We start from the raw sequence: 15,420 nt of genomic DNA on the forward strand, positions 1-15,420 counted from the left end.
CCGGTCACTGGGAGGGAATCGTGGAGAAGCTGAGCGGATGGGTGATCCGCCATCGGCTGGTGGTGGGTCTCAGCTGGCTGGTGATCACGGTGGTGGGCATGCTGGTGGCACCGTCGCTCTCGGGCCGGCTGCAACCAGGCACCCATGTCACCGGCCCCGGCTACACCGCCAACGTGCAGATCGCCCGGAGCTACGGAGGTGCGACCCAGGACCCCGCTGTCGTGGTCCTGGACCTCCCGACCGGACAGACCGTCAATTCGCCGCAGGCGCAGGCGAAACTGCGGGCGGTGGACAGGGGCATCGCCACGGCGGCGCCGAGCCTGCGCCTGGTCTCCTATGCCTCGACCGGCAGTCGGACGCTGGTCGGGAACGGTGGGACGAGCACGATCATCCTGGCCTATCCGCCAAAGCCCGGTGACGACATGGCCACCGATCAGATCGACGCCCTCACCAGGGCTGTCACAGCCGCGGCGCCAGGTCTGACCGTGCACGGCACCAGTCTGCGGGCTCTGGAGGCCGGCAACACCACCGGCGGCGGCAACTCCAGCGTCACCGGTGAGCTGATCATCGGAGCGATCGGCGCGCTGGTGATCCTGGCCTGGGTGTTCGGGTCGCTGCTGGCGCTGTTGCCGCTGGTTATGGCCCTGATCTCGGTGCTGACGATGCAACTGCTCGTCTACGGGCTGACGTTCCTGATGCCGTCGTCCTCGCCGATCCACCCGGCCGTGCAGTACATCGTGGCGCTGCTGGGCCTGGGCCTGTCGATCGACTACTCGCTGCTGGTGGTCACCCGCTGGCGCGAGGAGCGCGCGGCCGGCAAGAGCAACGACGAAGCGGTGCGCGCGGCCGTACAGCGGGCCGGGAACAGCGTCTGGTTCAGCGGAATGGTGGCCTCGCTCGGCCTGTTCGCGCTGACCGTCATCCCCAACTCGATGGTTCGCGGCATCGGTGTGTCCGGGCTGTTCATCCCCTCCACCGCGACCCTGGTCGCGCTGACGCTGCTCCCCGCGGCGCTGTCCAAGATCGGGCCGCGGATGGACTGGCCGCGGCGGGCATCGCGACGGCAGGCGGACAGCCGGTTCTGGACCGGCTGGTCGAAGTTCGTGATCAAGCACCGCGTGGCTTCGGCGGTCGCGGGCCTGGGCATCCTGGCCGCGCTGACCGCCACCGCCGCGACCATCGACATCAGCACGCCGAGCAGCCACGCACTGGCCAGCGCCGGCGCCTACACCGACGGGCTGCACACCCTGGAAACCGACGGATTCCCGTCCGGGACTTTGACCGCGGTGCCGGTGTACGTCCCGAACGCCGTCGACGCGGGGAACATCGTGAACGCCCTGGACACCGTTTCCAGCCTGCGCGGCGCCGCAGCCCCGGCAGGACCGGCCTGGCACACCGGGGGCAGCGCGATGGTCATCGCGATCCCGTACCACGAGGTCGGCAGCGCCCACGGCGGCACCTCGCTGGCCGACATCCGCCGCAGCGTCCCACCCGGTGTGCTGGCCGGTGGCGAGGGCGCACAGAAGATCGACGAGACCAGCGCCACCTACGGCTCGTTCCCGCTGCTGTTCGCTGTGGTCGCGGTGGTCACCTTCCTGCTGCTGACCCGCGGGATGCGGTCGGTCCTGCTACCTGCCAAGGCCGTGCTGCTCAACATGCTGTCCGTGGCGGCCTCCTACGGCCTGCTGGTGATCGTCTTCCAGCACGGCATCGGCATGAAGGCGCTGTGGGGCGCGTCCACCTACGGCGCGATAGACACTCTTGCTCCGGTGCTGATCTTCGGGTTCCTGTTCGGCGTGTCCATGGACTATGAGGTGTTCATCCTGGCCAGGGTCCGCGAGGGGTACGACCGCACCGGATCCACGCGGGAGGGCATCATCGAGGGTGTGTCGCGCACCGGCCGCCTGGTGACCTCCGCCGCGTTGATCCTGTTCTTCGCGCTCGCCTCGCTGGCCACGGCGAACGACGTCACCGTGCGCGAGATCGCCATGGGCCTGGCGTTCGGGGTGGTGCTGGACGCTATCGTGGTCCGGATGCTGCTGCTGCCCGCACTGGTCTCGCTGTTCGGCGACTGGAACTGGTGGCTGCCGGACCGGGCCTCGCGACTGCTCCGGCTCCCGGTGACGCGGTCAGCGGACGAGGCCCGTCCGGAGCCGATTCCGCAACGGATCGGGGAGGCATAGGCCGTGCGGGTGCTGGTGGTCGAGGACGAGCCGGACGTCGCCGAAGCCCTGGTCTGGGGTCTGCGGGCCGAGGGATACGTCGTCGACGCGACGGACGACGGCACGAATGGGCTGTGGATGGCGACGGAGAACGCCTACGACGTCATCGTGCTGGACGTCATGCTGCCCGGCCTGGACGGGTACCAGGTGGCCAAGCGCCTGCGCGAGCGCGAGCGCTGGACGCCGATCCTGATGCTCACCGCCATGGACGACGACCTCGACCACGCCGAGGGGCTGGACTCCGGTGCGGACGACTACCTCTCCAAGCCGTTCTCCTACCCGGTCCTCCTCGCCCACCTGCGCTCCCTGACCCGACGCACCCTCGGTGCCAGGCCGGCGGTGCTCATCGCCGCCGGCCTGGCACTGGACCCCGCCGGACGCACCGTGACCCGCGACGGTGCGCCCCTGGAGGTGACCGGCCGGGAGGCCGCCGTGCTGGAGTACCTGCTGCGGCGCAAGGGCTCCGTCATCTCCAAGGCCGAACTGCTGGAACACTGCTGGGACGCCCACTCCACCGGCGACCCGGCGATCGTCGAGGTCCTCGTGCACCGGCTGCGGCGCAAGATCGAGAGGCCGAGCGGGCCGACCGTCATAGAGACCGTGCGCGGCAAGGGATACGTCATCAGAAGCGAGGAACCATGACCGGGCCTGCGCGCGCCTGGCGCCGTCTGGCACACGGCGCGCGCCCTCGCACCGTGCGGACCCGCGTCACGGTCATCGCCGGTCTCGCGCTCACCGCGGCCGTCATCATTGGGCTCCTCGTGATGTACCTGCTGCAGGTCGGCCAGGCCAAGCGCACCATCGCCGGGCAACTGCGCACCTACGCAGTCCAGATCGAGCAGTCGGCCACCGGCGGGGCGTTCCCGCAGCCACTGCCGCCGTCGGTGCTCGACGCGCAGGCCCAGTCCCAGGTCCTTGCGCCGGACGGGACCGTCATCGCCTCGACACGCAATCTGGCCGGCAGACCGGCTGTGTTCACGCTTGCGGCGGATGCCACGACCCCGGTTCGGCAGAAAGCCGCCGACGGCGTCCTTCCGGGCGAGCTCACCGTCCTCGGCGAGCACACCAAGGTCGGCGGTCGACCGGTCACCGTCATCACCCTGACTGCCACCAACCAACGCGACCAGGTCGACGAGACCTTCGCCCGGCTGCTCGTCATCGGCGTGCCGGGCACGCTCCTGGTGGCATGCGGCACCGTGTGGTGGGTGGTCGGCCGCGCGCTGCGGCCGGTGGAGCAGATCCGGCGCACCGCCACCGCCATCACCGCCGCCGAGTTGTCCCAGCGCGTCCCCGAGCCCGGTACCGACGACGAGATCGGCCACCTGGCCCGCACCATGAACGACATGCTCGCCCGGCTGGACGACTCCGCCGCACGGCAACGCCGCTTCGTCGCCGACGCCAGCCACGAACTCCGCAGCCCCCTGACGGCCATCCGCACCGCCCTCGAGGTCGGACTCGCACACCCCGACCGCGCACCCTGGCCCGACATCGCCTCACGGGCCGCCCGGCAGACCGAACGCCTCGAAGCGCTGATCTCCCAGCTCCTCGCCCTGGCCAGGGCCGACGCCGGAAAGCTGGCCGCGCGCCGGCAAACCGCCGACCTGTCCACGTTGCTCGCCGAGATCCGGGCGACAACCACGGCGCCGCACCTGGAGATCGAGCTCGCGGTACCGGCGCACACCACGGTGACCGGTAACCCTGAGGACCTGTCCCGGCTGTTCCGCAACCTCATCGACAACGCCGCCCGGTACGCGCGGACGAGGGTGTCCGTCACGGCGGGGGTCGAACCGGACGGCATCCGGGTCGAGATCGGCGATGACGGACCGGGAATCCCGGTCGAGGAACGCGAGCGGGTCTTCGACCGCTTCGTCCGCCTCGACGCCGACCGGGGACACGGCACCCGCTCCGCCGGGCTCGGGCTGCCCATCGCCCGGGAGATCGCCACGGCGCACGGCGGCACGCTCACGCTCACCGAGACCGAAGGCGGCGGAACGCGCGCCGTGGTAACCCTGCCACGCTGACCTGAAGCGTAGCGTTTGAAGGCACGGGTGACCCTGTTGCCCATTGAGCGGTGTGCATCGTGAAGCCGCAGGTCAAGAGTCTCGTGGAGAACCGGCTCAAGCGTATGCAGTATCGGCCCGACCTGATCGATGGTTTCTTGGCACGGACCGGCCTCTCGCTGGAGGCCGAACCGCCGTGACAGCCCCTGACCTTTCAAGTTCTGTACTCGCGGATTCGGGTCAGATGTGTCCCCACAAGAGGCGGCGGGTGGACGGGATCATGTAGGTGCCGTTCGGCGCGCCGTAGTCCTCGAGCCGACGGGGTGAGAAGGCCGGCGGCGGCCTCGCGGGCGGCCGGGTCGCGGTAGTGCCCGAGGTGCGTGGCGAGGGCGTGGGCGAGCCAGGAGTCGACGTCGGTCTGGACGTACCCGCCCGCGCGCCGGGTCAGTTCGTTGCGTACGGCTTCGTCCCCGTCGCGGGGCTCGGTCTGCTCCAGTGCGCCGAGCTCGCGCAGCGCCTGGAGCTCATCGGCGCGGGCCGCGATCCGCGCTGTCTCGCGGAGCGCGGCTTCCCTGGCGGCGGCCGCGGCGTCGGCGACGAGCTCGGCCTGGACGACGGTCGGCGTCCGGGTCGTAGGCGGTGCCCGGCTCTGCGGCGTCGAGCAGCTGCGCGATGCGCTGCCACTCCGCAAGCTCCGCCGGGCCGCGGACGTCGTCGGCCAGGCCCTCGTGTCGCGAGTCGTGCCGGGCTTCGACCGGGCGTCCTCGAGGGCCGCCGTGACGGCGCCGGCGTCCATCCCCTTCGCCCGCCGCCGTACGACGCGGCGGCCGATGTGGGCGGGGTCGACCGGCTCGCGGGGCGAACGGACGGGGCGTAGTGCGCCGGGGCGGCCAGGCCGGGGTCATCATCGGCCTCGCATTCGTGGGGTGCATTCGGAGTGGGCCGCCGCCAGAGCGCTGTACGACGGCCCACCGAATACGGTTTACAGCAGGCCCTCAATTCGGCCGTGTCAGAACTGGAAATCCATGGACTGGACGTGCGTGAAATCCGCACGCAGACCATCGGCCCGGGTGCCCCATTCCGTGAAATACGACTCGGTGATGGCCTCCGCGACGATCGGATGCAGGTCCTCCTCCGTCGCCCCGGCCTCCTGGAGCTCCAGGATCTGCCTCACATAGGTGGGGCGAGATCGGGGTGGTGATGGTGCGGATGCGGCCGTCGTCCGAGCTGCCCGACCACGTGAATCCGAAGTACGCCGTCACGTCCACCATCATCCCGCTGGAAGTGGATGCCTGCTCCCGCACCTGTGTCCCGACCTGCGGTTGCCACTCGGATTCCGTCTCGTCCACCAGGGCGGCCCGGAGCCGCTTCTGCGGGGTCGTCAACGTCCCGGCGCGGTAGCGCTCCACCGTTCGGCGCGAGACGCCCAGGCGCTCCGCCAGGGCCTTGGTGGATCCCTTCGCCCGCGTGAGGAGGAATTTCACCTGTGCCGTTGCGGATTTCGGCGCGGGTCGGGTGAAGACCTTCCGCTCCGCCCGTGCGAGGGCCTCCAGGACCTTGCCGCGGTGTGGGGCCGGCTGCTGTTGCTCGTGGTCGTTCATACCTTCTAGGGATCACGGATCGCCTGTGGACAGATTCCAGGCCCGGGAGCTCCGAGTCGCCCGTGGCGTCTGTGACTGAGCGCTGCAGTTGGCCACTCTGAGCGCCATGGTTGGCCGCGGAGTGGCGATCACAATAGGGATACACCGTTCAGACGGGGGCACCAGGTGGCAGGCTCGCTCCATGGCAGATGACGTCGTGGGGAGTCAGGTCGCCGACCTTCAGGCAGAGTGCGCAGAACACGCCCGGAAGAACCGCTTCCGCCGGCGGTTCTGGCGGTTCACCCATGCCGCGCTCGGATTGCCAGCCGCCGTGCTGGCCGGGATTTCGGGCGCAACGGGGCTCTCTTCAACAGACGCCCGTGTCCCAGCGGCCGTACTGGCGCTGGTCAGCGCGGGACTCAGTGCCGCTATCGCCTTCCTGAAGCCGGAGGTGCATCAGCGAGCAGCTCACGCACGCAGCAGGGCCTACCTGGCATTGGAGGTCGAGGCCCGCTTTGCACTGACACAGGCAGCATCCAGGGGAGAAGCCGTACCGCTGACCGTCTACAGGAATCTGCTGGAGCGCCGAAGGATGATCATCGCAGGTCAGCTCGACGAACTTGTGCAGCGGATTGCTGTAGAGGGGAGTCATGCTGAGGCAGAGGCACGCGAATGAAGGATTCTCCTCTGCCGAGTTCGTACGGGCTCCCGGTGCAAACAGGGTCGACGCTGAGTGTCGGAGTGGCCAACTGAAGCACTCAGTGGCCACCTGGGGCGCTCAGTCACGGCGTCCTGCCCGGCCCCGCACACTGAGCCGGTGACCCGGGCGCGTCGCCCTCGTTGGGCACGGCACCGCGTGCTGAACCTCCGCCCCCGCGGATACGCGAGCGAGCCCCGGACCTGCGCGGGCCGGGGCTCGCGGGCTGTTCGGGGCGCGGCCTGCAACAGCGCGAACTCCAGGTCCAGCACGTCGTTGATCTGGACTTCCTGGAGAGAGCCGGCGCGGCGGCCGCCGTCCTGGAAGTAGACCTCCTTGAGTGCTTCGGCAGTGAGCTCGCGCAGCCGGTCGTCGGTGGCTCCCCGTTGCTGGGCGTCGAAGAGCCGTGCGGCGTACTGCGGGGGCAGGGCGACGGTGAGGTACCGGATGCGGTCCTCATCCGTCGTCTCCATCGGCGCCCCGGCGTACCCGAGGCGGGCGTGGACGTCGATGACGATGCCGCCGGTCGTCGCCGTCTTCTCCCTGGCCTTGGCCCGGATCTGCGGCTGCCAACGGGCCTTCACCTCACGCTCCAGGCGCGCGGCGAGGTCCGGGCGCGGCTTCTTGAGCTGGTCCTTCACGTACCGCTCCACTGTGCGCTGGGAGACCCGCAGCATCTGGGCGACAGCCTTGGTGCCCTTGAGCTGCTTGACCAGGTACCGCATCTGCGCGCCCGCGGACTTGGGCGCGGGACGGGTGAACGCCTTCTGCGACCGCCTTGTCCAGGCCGTCCCCGAACTCCTTGGCCATCGCCTGCCTACTCCGCTACTCTCCGTTGTCGGCGTCGGTGACGGTGCCGTCCTTGATGTACCGGGCGAGGTTGAGCTCCGGGGCCTGGAACTGCTTGCGAACGCCCTCGCCCCACAGCGTGGTCTGCGTGCCCTCGTGCTTGACCAGGCCGGGGTTCACCCCGAGTTTGAAGCCGCCGGGCAGCGGTTTGCCCTCCCGGTACGGCAGGAAGTCCAGCGGCGATTCGCCGTCGACCGCGTACACGACGCAGTCGGACAGGATCGCGACCGGGTACTGCCCGGTGAACGCCGCGTGCTTGACCAGCTTGCGGTGCAGGTTGATCCGGGTCCGGGAGGTCACGACCGCACGGATGTCGGGCCGCCAGGTCGGGCGGCCGAGTGCCCGCCACGGCTGTCCGGGCTTCCAGCCCTCGCCGCGCGGACGCTCGCGCAGCTTGCCCAGGCCGCCCTTCACCGTCGCCTTGATCGCCGAGACGACGATCGCCAGCTGAGGGTCGCGGTCGCGGTACCCGTCCATCGCCGCCAGGAACTCTTCCGGCGCCAGGTCAGCGCCGACGCCGAGGTCGGCCATCGTGGCGAGGTAGGCATCGCGCAGCCGGCCGTACCAGCCGTCCAGGTAACGGCCGTTCTCGTACCGGACCCACGCCTCCAGAGGGCGCACCTCGTAACCTAGCTCCACCGCATAGGCGACGGTCGGCGTCGCGTACCAGGCCGAGCCCTCCGGGTAGTCGCCCTTCGGCGTGAACGGGCTGGGCAGCAGCGCGTCGTCCAGCTCCACCCACTCCTTGCCCGTCTTCACGCGGGACAGGTCGACGTGGGAGAGGTCGACCAGCCAGGAGCCGGGCAGCTTCGGATCGAACGCCGGGTTCTTGACGTGGGTTGGCCCACCGAGGCCGACGATCAGGCCGTTGGCGCCTGCGGCGAAGGCCATGTTGACGTCGATGCCGACCAGGTTGCGGCGCAGGCATTCGGCGTCGGTGAGCGGGCGTGCCCAGTCGTATGCCTCCTCGAGAAGCTTCTCTCCCCGGGACCGCGGACGTGGAAGCGCGGCAAGTTCACCAGGACCGGGTGCCCGTCGGGCGCCTCGCACGGAGCGCAGTCGACGGGGTCCTTGCCCAGCGAGCCGGGGTTGTGCTCGGGGTGCCGCTTGCCTTCGGCATCCGGCTCAGAAGCATGGGTCGGGGACCGGAAGGCCGTAGCGCTCCAAGGCGGCCTCAGTGAGCACGAGCAGCGGGTCGGCCGGCTTCCCGGGCCCGGACAGCTTCGGCTGCCCGAGCCTCGTCTCCTTCAGCGTCCAGTCCACCAAGGACGGCAGGCTCTTGGCGGGCACCTCCAGGACCAGACCGCCGACGCAGTACGCCAGCACCTGACCGTCTTCGACGTCGACGACGGCGAGCGGGCCGTTGGCGAACCGTGCATCGGTGCCGCCCGCCGAAGCCCCGGCCGAGGCTGCCCTCTTCGCGGCCGGACGGCGCGACGTCGACGTGCTCCTGGCGGTGCTCGCCGGGCGCGGCACGGCCTCCTCGACGCAGGTTGCGGGAGCGGTGGCGGTCTGAGGGGTCTCGTGTTCAGTGATGGCCGCAGCTTCCGGGGCCGGGCCTGTAGTGTCGCCGGCGCCTGGTTAAGCCGAACGAGTGAGGCCGGGAGCGAGAAGAGGCGGGGCATGCGGCAGGAATGGTCTGAACCGCTCCGGGGCTGATGGAGGCTGGTGGACGGTGACTGGTCCCTGGTGGCCAACAAGGGCTGGTGGTTGGAGTGCTGGCCTACTGGGCGGGACTGTGGGCGACGCTGCGCTGCGGGCCCGTGCTCATACCCGGCGGCGGCCTGTGCCGGAGCCGTCCCTGCGAGTTCCCCGGGGCGGGGTGGAGCGTTCGTCGGGACGGGTGACCAGCAGGATGCGGGACCAGGTGATGATCTGCTCGGTCATGGTCTGGCAGCGGGCCGGACCGTCGGTGGTGAAGGACATCACCAGCAGGGCCGGGAGGCTGGCCAGGATGATCGGCAGCAGGAGGATGGCGCTGAGCAGGGCGATGAGGCTTCGGGCCGGGAGGCCGGCCAGGCGGAGGATGGCGGGCATGAGCCAAATCCAATCGGAACGATGTTCGCCCTCGGTTCGGGGCCTGGCGATACCGTGACCTGCGAGGCTGCAGTCCCCTCCCGGGGACCGTGATTTCACGACGGGGAACTTTTCGGTTCGGCTTGATCTCTGGGGGGAAAACGGTGTCTGACCAGCGGAGGGGAAACGAGCTGGGCGGCGGCGAACGGTGGGTGCCCGACGTGCCGGCCAGGCCGGCGGGTGACGAGGTGCCGGACGGCTCCCCGGAGGCGGCCAGACGGCTCGGGGAGAAACTGCGTGAACTTCGGGAACGCACCGGCCTGACCCAGCGGGCCTACGCCCAAAAGCACACCTACAACCCGTCGACCCTGAACCGCTACGAGTTAGGCGGCCACCTGCCGCGCAAGGTCTATGTAGACACCCTCCTGCGGGAGGTCGCCCGCCGAGGTAAGCCCCCGCTGACCCCGCAGGACCAGCAGGACACCTACGACTGGTACCGCAAGGCCCTCGGACCCAGGAACGGACGCAACGGCAGCCTGGCCGAACTGTTCGAGCTGGAAGTGCGGATCGATGACCTCAACGCACAGGTCACCGGTCTGTACATGCAGGCCGCCGACCTCCAGGCCCGCAACGAACACCTACAGACCCGCCTGGCGGCCGGAGAGCCGGTGCGACCGGAAGATGAAGAGCAGCTGCGCCGCGAGGGCGCCGAGCTCATCCGCCGACGCGCCGAACTTGAGGCCGAACAAGCCACCGTGCAACGCCGGATCGACGAACTCGAACAACGCCTCCCCCTGGACGACGAACAGGCGGCCATCGCCCCGCCACCGACCGTTCCCCCCGGGGAACACCCCTCCCACCAGCGCAATCGCGCCCGGATCACTCAGTGGGTCCTGGCCACCGCCCTGGCCGCTGCGCTCGCCCTCCTCGGCATCATCGCCCTGCGCCCACAGACACCCTCCGCCACTGCGCAAGGCCATCACACACAGCCGGCCCCCACCACTTCCGCCTCATCGGCCACCTCGTCCGCTACGAGCAGTGCCGCGACGGCCGCCCAGTCCTCGGCCAGCGCGGGCCAGTGGACGATGCACTACCACGACACTTCCATCACCATGCCCCCGGTCGAGGGGATCGCGTGCCAGCTCGCCTCCATGGACTTCGACCCGCCGAGAGGCTATGAAGGGAGCGGCGACGCCTTGAGCGGGGCCTTGGACGATCTGACCGTGCAGACGGCATGCGGCGACCCCGCCAACATCACGTCGAATGCCAAGACATGGGGGACATCCTCGTCCCAAGAACCCGGCCCGGGCGCATGCCTGAACGACGCCAACCAGCACGGCCTGCCGCACACCCTGCCCCTCAGCAAGATCACAATCGGATCGGCCTACTGCCTCATCACCAGCCAGGGATCCCTGGCCTGGTTCAAGGTCACCGCCAAACCCGGCAGCCAGCAACAAGGCCTCACCGTTCTCGCCACCATGTGGACCCAACCCGACGGCACCTGAGTCCCGGGTTCCACTCCCGCCCGCGAGACCTGAACGCCCAGAGCTATCCCGCGGTTGGTTTGCGGCTGGGGTCAGAGATAGGACGGGGGCCGTGTCGTGGGAGAACCACGACACCTGCGCGAAGAACATGCTGAGCACCCTGGCCGTCATCGAGGCCGAGGAGCTCGCCGAGCGGATCACCATCGTCCGGCGTGACGGCACCGTTCTGTACACCAACGAGCGCACCACTCAGAGTGGCGGCCTGCGGCGGCCTGCGGCGGAAAGGGTGGTGCGAAGGGAGCGGTCACGGCCGTGGACCGCTCCCGAGACCTCCGTCTTCCGCCGTGAACTCGCGCACACCGACAGACTCGTGCACGCGGAACTCGAGGACGAGGACCGGCGCTTGGTCCTACAGCGCGATAGCGAGCGCGCAGCTGCCTGGTCCGAGCCCGCCGCACTGCACAGCCCACGTCGGTGCCGCCCGGGGTCGCGTATCACCGGCTGTCGGACACCGAACACCGCTGGATCTTCGACGAGCTGATCAACCCGACGGTGCTGGCACACGTCGTCTCCCGCGACGATCCGCGCGCCGTCTATGTTCTGGGCCAGCCCGGCGCGGGCAAGCTGCTGGCCGCCAGGCTCGTCCGGCGCGCGATGCGGGCCGGCACGACCCGGCTGGTCGGCGACGACTTCAAGGCCTCGCACCCCGACTACTTCCAGCTGCTGCGTGACGATCCCCGCAACGCCGACGCGGCGATCCGCGCCGACTCCCGCGCCTGGTTCGCCCAGGCCGAGGAGTACGTACGCCGTCGGCGCGGCGACGTCCTGATCGAAGGTGCCGCCGGCAGCGTGAAGGAGTTCCTCGACAGCGCCCTGCCGTACGCGGCCGACGGCTACCCGGTCGAACTCGTCGTCCTGGCCGTGCGCGAGGCCGACAGCCGGCTCGCCACCGCACTGCGCTACGCCCGGGCGCTGCAGATCGGCGGCACCGGCCGATTCACGAGCCGCTCCGGGCACGACACCTGCTTCCACGCGCTCGCCGAAATCGACGCCGCCGCCGAACGCCACCCGCAGATCGCGGCCATCACCGTGATCCGCAGGGACGGACAAGCCCTGCTCCGCCACGAATCCGCCGCTCCGGCCAGGCGTCGTGAGCACTGGCTGCGGAACGCCTGCGCCCGTACACCGAGCAGGAGGCCATCGCGTTCCTCCGGCTCCACCAGGCGCTGCGCCGGGCGCTGCCCCGGCACCGGGCCGAGCTGGACGACATCGCCGCGCTCGCCCGGCCCCTGATGCCGCCCGGGACGCAGCCGGCCCGGATCGACCGGCCGCACCCGCCCGGGGGCCCCTGCCCGTACTGCGCAGGAACCGGGGCTACGACTCCTTGAGCTCCTTCAGCCGGGCTGCGTAGCCGGCGGCGATCTGGGACGCCTCCTCCGTACCGGCGGTCGCCAGCTGCACCCGGTCGGCGAGCGCGGCCTCACGGCCGGCCTTGAGCTGCTCGATCCGCTCCTCGTCGGGCACCGCTGCGCGGCGTTCCGTGATGATCTGGGCGATGTACCAGTTCGCCACCTCCTGGACGGCGTCCTCCGCCGCCTGCTCCTCGCCGCCCTCCAGGCCGGAGAAGTCGGGGCTGGGGATGTCGGACACGTACACCACCTTCGTGTTGATCTTGATGGGAAACGGCCATTGTCTCCCTGGCCGATTCCGGTGGCACAGTGCCGCGACCTTTCGCGTCTGTCGAGTCGGCACCTTCGCGCCCCGCACCATCCGGGGGATGCTTCCCCAAGAGCGCCAAGTGGGGCATAGGTGGAGCCCAAGTGATCATCTATCGGGGGTGGACGTGACCGGCGGCCGTGATCTGAGGGCCCTGTTCAGTACGAACGACCGCACGGTGACGGCGGAAGAGGCGTTCACCAACCGGCAGGCGCAGTGGGACCTGGTGGCCGACGCGCTCGCCGAGCACCCACGGCGGATCTCCTCCCCCGCCTTCGACGTCGAAGATCTCGACGCGTCGCGGAACAACGTGATCGTCCTGCACGGCGTCGGCGGGATCGGCAAAACAACCTTGTCCTGCAAGCTCGAGGCGGCTCTCGACGATGCCGGCCAGCGCCCGTCCCAACGGCCAGTTGAAGTGGCACACGGGGAAGTTCTGTCACAGACCGTGACGCCAGCTGCGGGGGCTCGGTTGCTGGTTCGGGGCGTGTCGCTTCCTGTCGGTACGAGCTTCCCGTGCCCGCGCGCCCGGCATGCCGCCGAGGCGGAGGTCCGGGACGTAGGCCGCGCCGGCGAACTTACGAATCCTTCGTGAACGCGCTGCCATGGTCGGCGGCCCACTGGCGAAACGTTCGCGGCGCAGTCCCGAGGATGTCGCGCACCGCCGTGGTGACGTAGGCGGGCTGTCCGACCGCCGCGCTCCACGCGGCGAGCAGCATCTCGATGACCGAGTTGGGCGCCGTGCCCTGCGACAGGTTGCGGAACTCATCTGGTGTCATCTCCTCGAATGCGATCCGGCGCCCCAGGGCGTCGCCGATGAGGCCCACCTGCGCGGCCTGGGTCAGCGATTCGGGTCCCGTCAGGACGTAGTCCCCTGTGTATCCGTCCTGATGGAGCGTCTGTGCTGCGACGGCTGCGACGTCGCGGTCGTCGACGGGAGCCGTCTGGGCGGCGCCGTACGGCCAACGGACGGCTTCGCCCGCGCGGATCGCGGGCGCCCACCAGGCCAGTGAGTTCGATGCGAGCATCCCCGGCCGGATGATCGTCGACTCGAGTCCGGTGGCCGCGATGAGTCGCTCGATGCCGGCGTGCAGGTCCGCCATGGGATTGGGCTGCTGGAAGAAGGGGTGCGGCGTCTGGTGCGGGGAGGAGAGGAAGACGACCCGCCGCACGTGGGCTGCCAGGCGCGCCACGACTTCGGCGGCGGTCTGGGGCGGAGCGGTCCAGACGAGGAGGACCGCGCCGGCGCCTTTCAATGCCGGGTCGAGCGAGTCGGGCGCGGTGAGGTCGCCGGTGAAGACCTCCACGTTCGTCGGCAGTGTCGCAGCTGCCTCCGGACGACGGGTGAGGGCGCGGACCGGCACGCCCGCGTCGAGGAGTTGGTCGATGACGGCGCGGCCGATCCGGCCCGTCGCCCCGGTCACGAGCACGGGGGGACTGTCTGTCTTGCTCATGCCGCCCATGAAAACGTAACTCGGTTAAAAAAGCAACCTAGTAATGATGGATGTTATGGTGGTCAGATGAGCGAGTCGACGGGTCTGCGGGCCCGCAAGAAGGAGCGGACACGCGACGCCATCGCCGACGCGGCCGTATCGCTGTTCCTGGAGCACGGCTTCGACCGCGTCTCGGTCAATGAGATCGCCGCGGCAGCCGAGATCTCCAAGCCGACCCTTTTCCGGTACTTCCCCACCAAGGAAGACCTGGTACTGCACCGCTTCGCGAACCATCAGGGCGAGGCGGCCCGCGTCGTACGTGGCCGCGAGTCCGGTATCAAGCCGGTGACAGCGCTGCGCCGGCACTTTCAGGCCGCCCTCGACCGCTACGACCCCGTCACCGGCCTCAACGACCACCCGCAGGTGGTGGCCTTCCATCGGCTGGTGTTCTCCACACCGAGCCTGGCGGGACGACTCACGCGGTACCAGCTCGAGGACGAAGAGGCACTGGCGGACGCCCTCGGCGAAGGCATCCAGGCACACGTGCAAGCCGCTCAGGTGCTCGCGATACAGCGGGTGCTCGCCCGGGCCAACTGGCAGAAGATCGCCGACGGTCGAACCGCCAGCGACGTTCACCCCGAGGCCGTAGCCGACGCAGACGAGGCATTCAACCAACTGGAGTGACAGGCGGAGGAGGCCCTGGTCTCCCTCCGATTTTGACCCCGATCCAGTGGTCACGGAAGGTGACGGGGCCACGGCCAGGCGACTCCCCGTCAGGTGGCCGACGGTGGGGAATGTGAACTGGCCACTGACACAGGTTGAGGACTGCCAGCAGGATGGGCCTGGCAGAGCTCAGCGGAAGGGCAGGCAGCTGTGGCTGGTCATTGGGTGAAACTCGAACTTGACGTTGCCGGATTCGATCAGGACCGCTTCGAGCAGTATGTGACGAAGTGTCAGTCCCGGGGCTTGCGCTTCATGACTCTCGCGGATCTGGGAGACACGCCGGAGCATCGTAGGGCGCTGTATGAGCTCAACAAGGAGTGTGCGGCCGATATACCGGAAAGGGGAGAGTTCTACTCTTTTGATGAGTATGTCGAGCGGCGCTTCGAGGTGGCGTCCTACGACCCGCGGGGCGTCGTGATCGCCTTGGACGGCGAGGCTTGGGTCGGTATGGCGGCGACGTCGAGGCATGAGAGTTTCATGTTCAACGAGATGACTGGTGTGAGAGCCGGGTATCGAGGCCGGGGTATCTCGATTGCCATGAAGACATTCGGGATGGCTTTCATAGAGGAGTGCGGAGCGAGCAGGGTCCGCACCTTTCATCATCCGGCCAACGCGAGCGCGATTGCCATGAACCGGAAGATGGGCTTCGTCGACACGGTCGACTGAGCCCGGATCCACCGGCTTGATTCCCGGTTGATCG

The 15,420-nt window shown here is 69.4% G+C and carries 15 protein-coding genes and 3 pseudogenes; 10 read left to right on the top strand and 8 right to left on the bottom strand.

Annotation, left to right across the window (positions count from 1 at the left end):
• Positions 1-20: 20 nt before the first annotated feature.
• Genes GQF42_RS01975 through GQF42_RS01985 form a run of 3 tightly spaced genes read left to right on the top strand, consistent with a single transcriptional unit; the run spans position 21 to position 4,243 of the window.
• The gene (locus tag GQF42_RS01975) at positions 21-2,183 is read left to right on the top strand and encodes an MMPL family transporter (protein ID WP_158917083.1); all 2,163 of its coding nucleotides are present in this window, start codon (positions 21-23) and stop codon (positions 2,181-2,183) included.
• Positions 2,184-2,186: 3 nt separating this feature from the next.
• On the top strand, positions 2,187-2,864 hold the full coding sequence (locus GQF42_RS01980) for a response regulator transcription factor (protein WP_158917085.1): 678 nt from the start codon (positions 2,187-2,189) through the stop codon (positions 2,862-2,864).
• Positions 2,861-4,243 (top strand): sensor histidine kinase, encoded by a 1,383-nt coding sequence (locus GQF42_RS01985; protein ID WP_158917087.1) that lies wholly within the window; start codon positions 2,861-2,863, stop codon positions 4,241-4,243. The genes GQF42_RS01980 and GQF42_RS01985 overlap by 4 nt, the downstream gene beginning before the upstream one ends.
• 193 nt (positions 4,244-4,436) lie before the next feature.
• Here GQF42_RS01985 and GQF42_RS45455 read toward each other — a convergent pair whose 3' ends face one another.
• The 3 genes and pseudogenes from GQF42_RS45455 to tpg (GQF42_RS47525) all read right to left on the bottom strand — a co-directional run.
• The gene (locus GQF42_RS45455) at positions 4,437-5,018 is read right to left on the bottom strand and encodes a hypothetical protein (RefSeq protein WP_233273182.1); all 582 of its coding nucleotides are present in this window, start codon (positions 5,016-5,018) and stop codon (positions 4,437-4,439) included.
• 213 nt (positions 5,019-5,231) lie between these two features.
• The gene (locus tag GQF42_RS45460) at positions 5,232-5,396 is read right to left on the bottom strand and encodes a hypothetical protein (protein ID WP_233273183.1); all 165 of its coding nucleotides are present in this window, start codon (positions 5,394-5,396) and stop codon (positions 5,232-5,234) included.
• A 58-nt stretch (positions 5,397-5,454) separates the two neighbouring features.
• Positions 5,455-5,823: pseudogene (gene tpg, locus GQF42_RS47525) on the bottom strand (telomere-protecting terminal protein Tpg); the annotation flags it as partial.
• A 181-nt stretch (positions 5,824-6,004) separates the two neighbouring features.
• On the opposite strand from tpg (GQF42_RS47525), the gene GQF42_RS02000 reads away from it, so the two are divergent.
• Positions 6,005-6,478: a hypothetical protein gene (locus GQF42_RS02000; protein WP_158917089.1), complete on the top strand. Its 474-nt coding sequence runs from the start codon at positions 6,005-6,007 to the stop codon at positions 6,476-6,478.
• A 269-nt stretch (positions 6,479-6,747) separates the two neighbouring features.
• Here the strand turns inward: GQF42_RS02000 and tpg (GQF42_RS02005) are convergent.
• The 3 genes and pseudogenes from tpg (GQF42_RS02005) to GQF42_RS02015 all read right to left on the bottom strand — a co-directional run.
• A pseudogene (tpg, locus tag GQF42_RS02005) lies at positions 6,748-7,309 on the bottom strand (telomere-protecting terminal protein Tpg); the annotation flags it as partial.
• A 15-nt stretch (positions 7,310-7,324) separates the two neighbouring features.
• Positions 7,325-8,914, bottom strand: a pseudogene (gene tap, locus GQF42_RS02010) (telomere-associated protein Tap); the annotation flags it as partial.
• Between the two features lie 201 nt (positions 8,915-9,115).
• Positions 9,116-9,385, bottom strand: a complete 270-nt coding sequence (locus GQF42_RS02015; RefSeq protein ID WP_158917091.1) for a hypothetical protein — start codon at positions 9,383-9,385, stop codon at positions 9,116-9,118.
• A 227-nt stretch (positions 9,386-9,612) separates the two neighbouring features.
• Here GQF42_RS02015 and GQF42_RS02020 point away from each other — a divergent pair, with 227 nt between their 5' ends.
• The 3 genes from GQF42_RS02020 to GQF42_RS45470 all read left to right on the top strand — a co-directional run bounded on the left by GQF42_RS02020 (position 9,613) and on the right by GQF42_RS45470 (position 12,141).
• Positions 9,613-10,869: a helix-turn-helix domain-containing protein gene (locus tag GQF42_RS02020; protein ID WP_158917093.1), complete on the top strand. Its 1,257-nt coding sequence runs from the start codon at positions 9,613-9,615 to the stop codon at positions 10,867-10,869.
• 91 nt (positions 10,870-10,960) lie between these two features.
• Positions 10,961-11,389 (top strand): zeta toxin family protein, encoded by a 429-nt coding sequence (locus GQF42_RS45465; RefSeq protein WP_233273184.1) that lies wholly within the window; start codon positions 10,961-10,963, stop codon positions 11,387-11,389.
• Positions 11,323-12,141: a zeta toxin family protein gene (locus GQF42_RS45470; RefSeq protein WP_233273185.1), complete on the top strand. Its 819-nt coding sequence runs from the start codon at positions 11,323-11,325 to the stop codon at positions 12,139-12,141. Before GQF42_RS45465 ends, GQF42_RS45470 begins: the two co-directional genes overlap by 67 nt.
• Positions 12,142-12,222: 81 nt before the next feature.
• Here GQF42_RS45470 and GQF42_RS02030 read toward each other — a convergent pair whose 3' ends face one another.
• On the bottom strand, positions 12,223-12,498 hold the full coding sequence (locus tag GQF42_RS02030; RefSeq protein WP_158917095.1) for a hypothetical protein: 276 nt from the start codon (positions 12,496-12,498) through the stop codon (positions 12,223-12,225).
• A gap of 187 nt (positions 12,499-12,685) precedes the next feature.
• Between GQF42_RS02030 and GQF42_RS47140 the strand changes: the two genes are divergently transcribed.
• Positions 12,686-13,159 (top strand): P-loop NTPase family protein, encoded by a 474-nt coding sequence (locus tag GQF42_RS47140; protein WP_325100280.1) that lies wholly within the window; start codon positions 12,686-12,688, stop codon positions 13,157-13,159.
• On the opposite strand, the gene GQF42_RS02040 is transcribed toward GQF42_RS47140, so the two are convergent.
• Positions 13,143-14,018: an SDR family oxidoreductase gene (locus GQF42_RS02040; protein WP_233273186.1), complete on the bottom strand. Its 876-nt coding sequence runs from the start codon at positions 14,016-14,018 to the stop codon at positions 13,143-13,145. The two genes, GQF42_RS47140 and GQF42_RS02040, sit on opposite strands and share 17 nt — an antisense overlap.
• A gap of 66 nt (positions 14,019-14,084) precedes the next feature.
• Here GQF42_RS02040 and GQF42_RS02045 point away from each other — a divergent pair, with 66 nt between their 5' ends.
• Positions 14,085-14,681 (top strand): TetR/AcrR family transcriptional regulator, encoded by a 597-nt coding sequence (locus GQF42_RS02045; protein WP_158917097.1) that lies wholly within the window; start codon positions 14,085-14,087, stop codon positions 14,679-14,681.
• Positions 14,682-14,885: 204 nt separating this feature from the next.
• A complete protein-coding gene (locus GQF42_RS02050) occupies positions 14,886-15,386 on the top strand; it encodes a GNAT family N-acetyltransferase (RefSeq protein ID WP_233273187.1) in 501 nt (166 codons plus the stop codon).
• Positions 15,387-15,420 lie beyond the last annotated feature (34 nt).

Source organism: Streptomyces broussonetiae (assembly GCF_009796285.1).
GTDB classification, from domain to species: domain Bacteria; phylum Actinomycetota; class Actinomycetes; order Streptomycetales; family Streptomycetaceae; genus Streptomyces; species Streptomyces broussonetiae.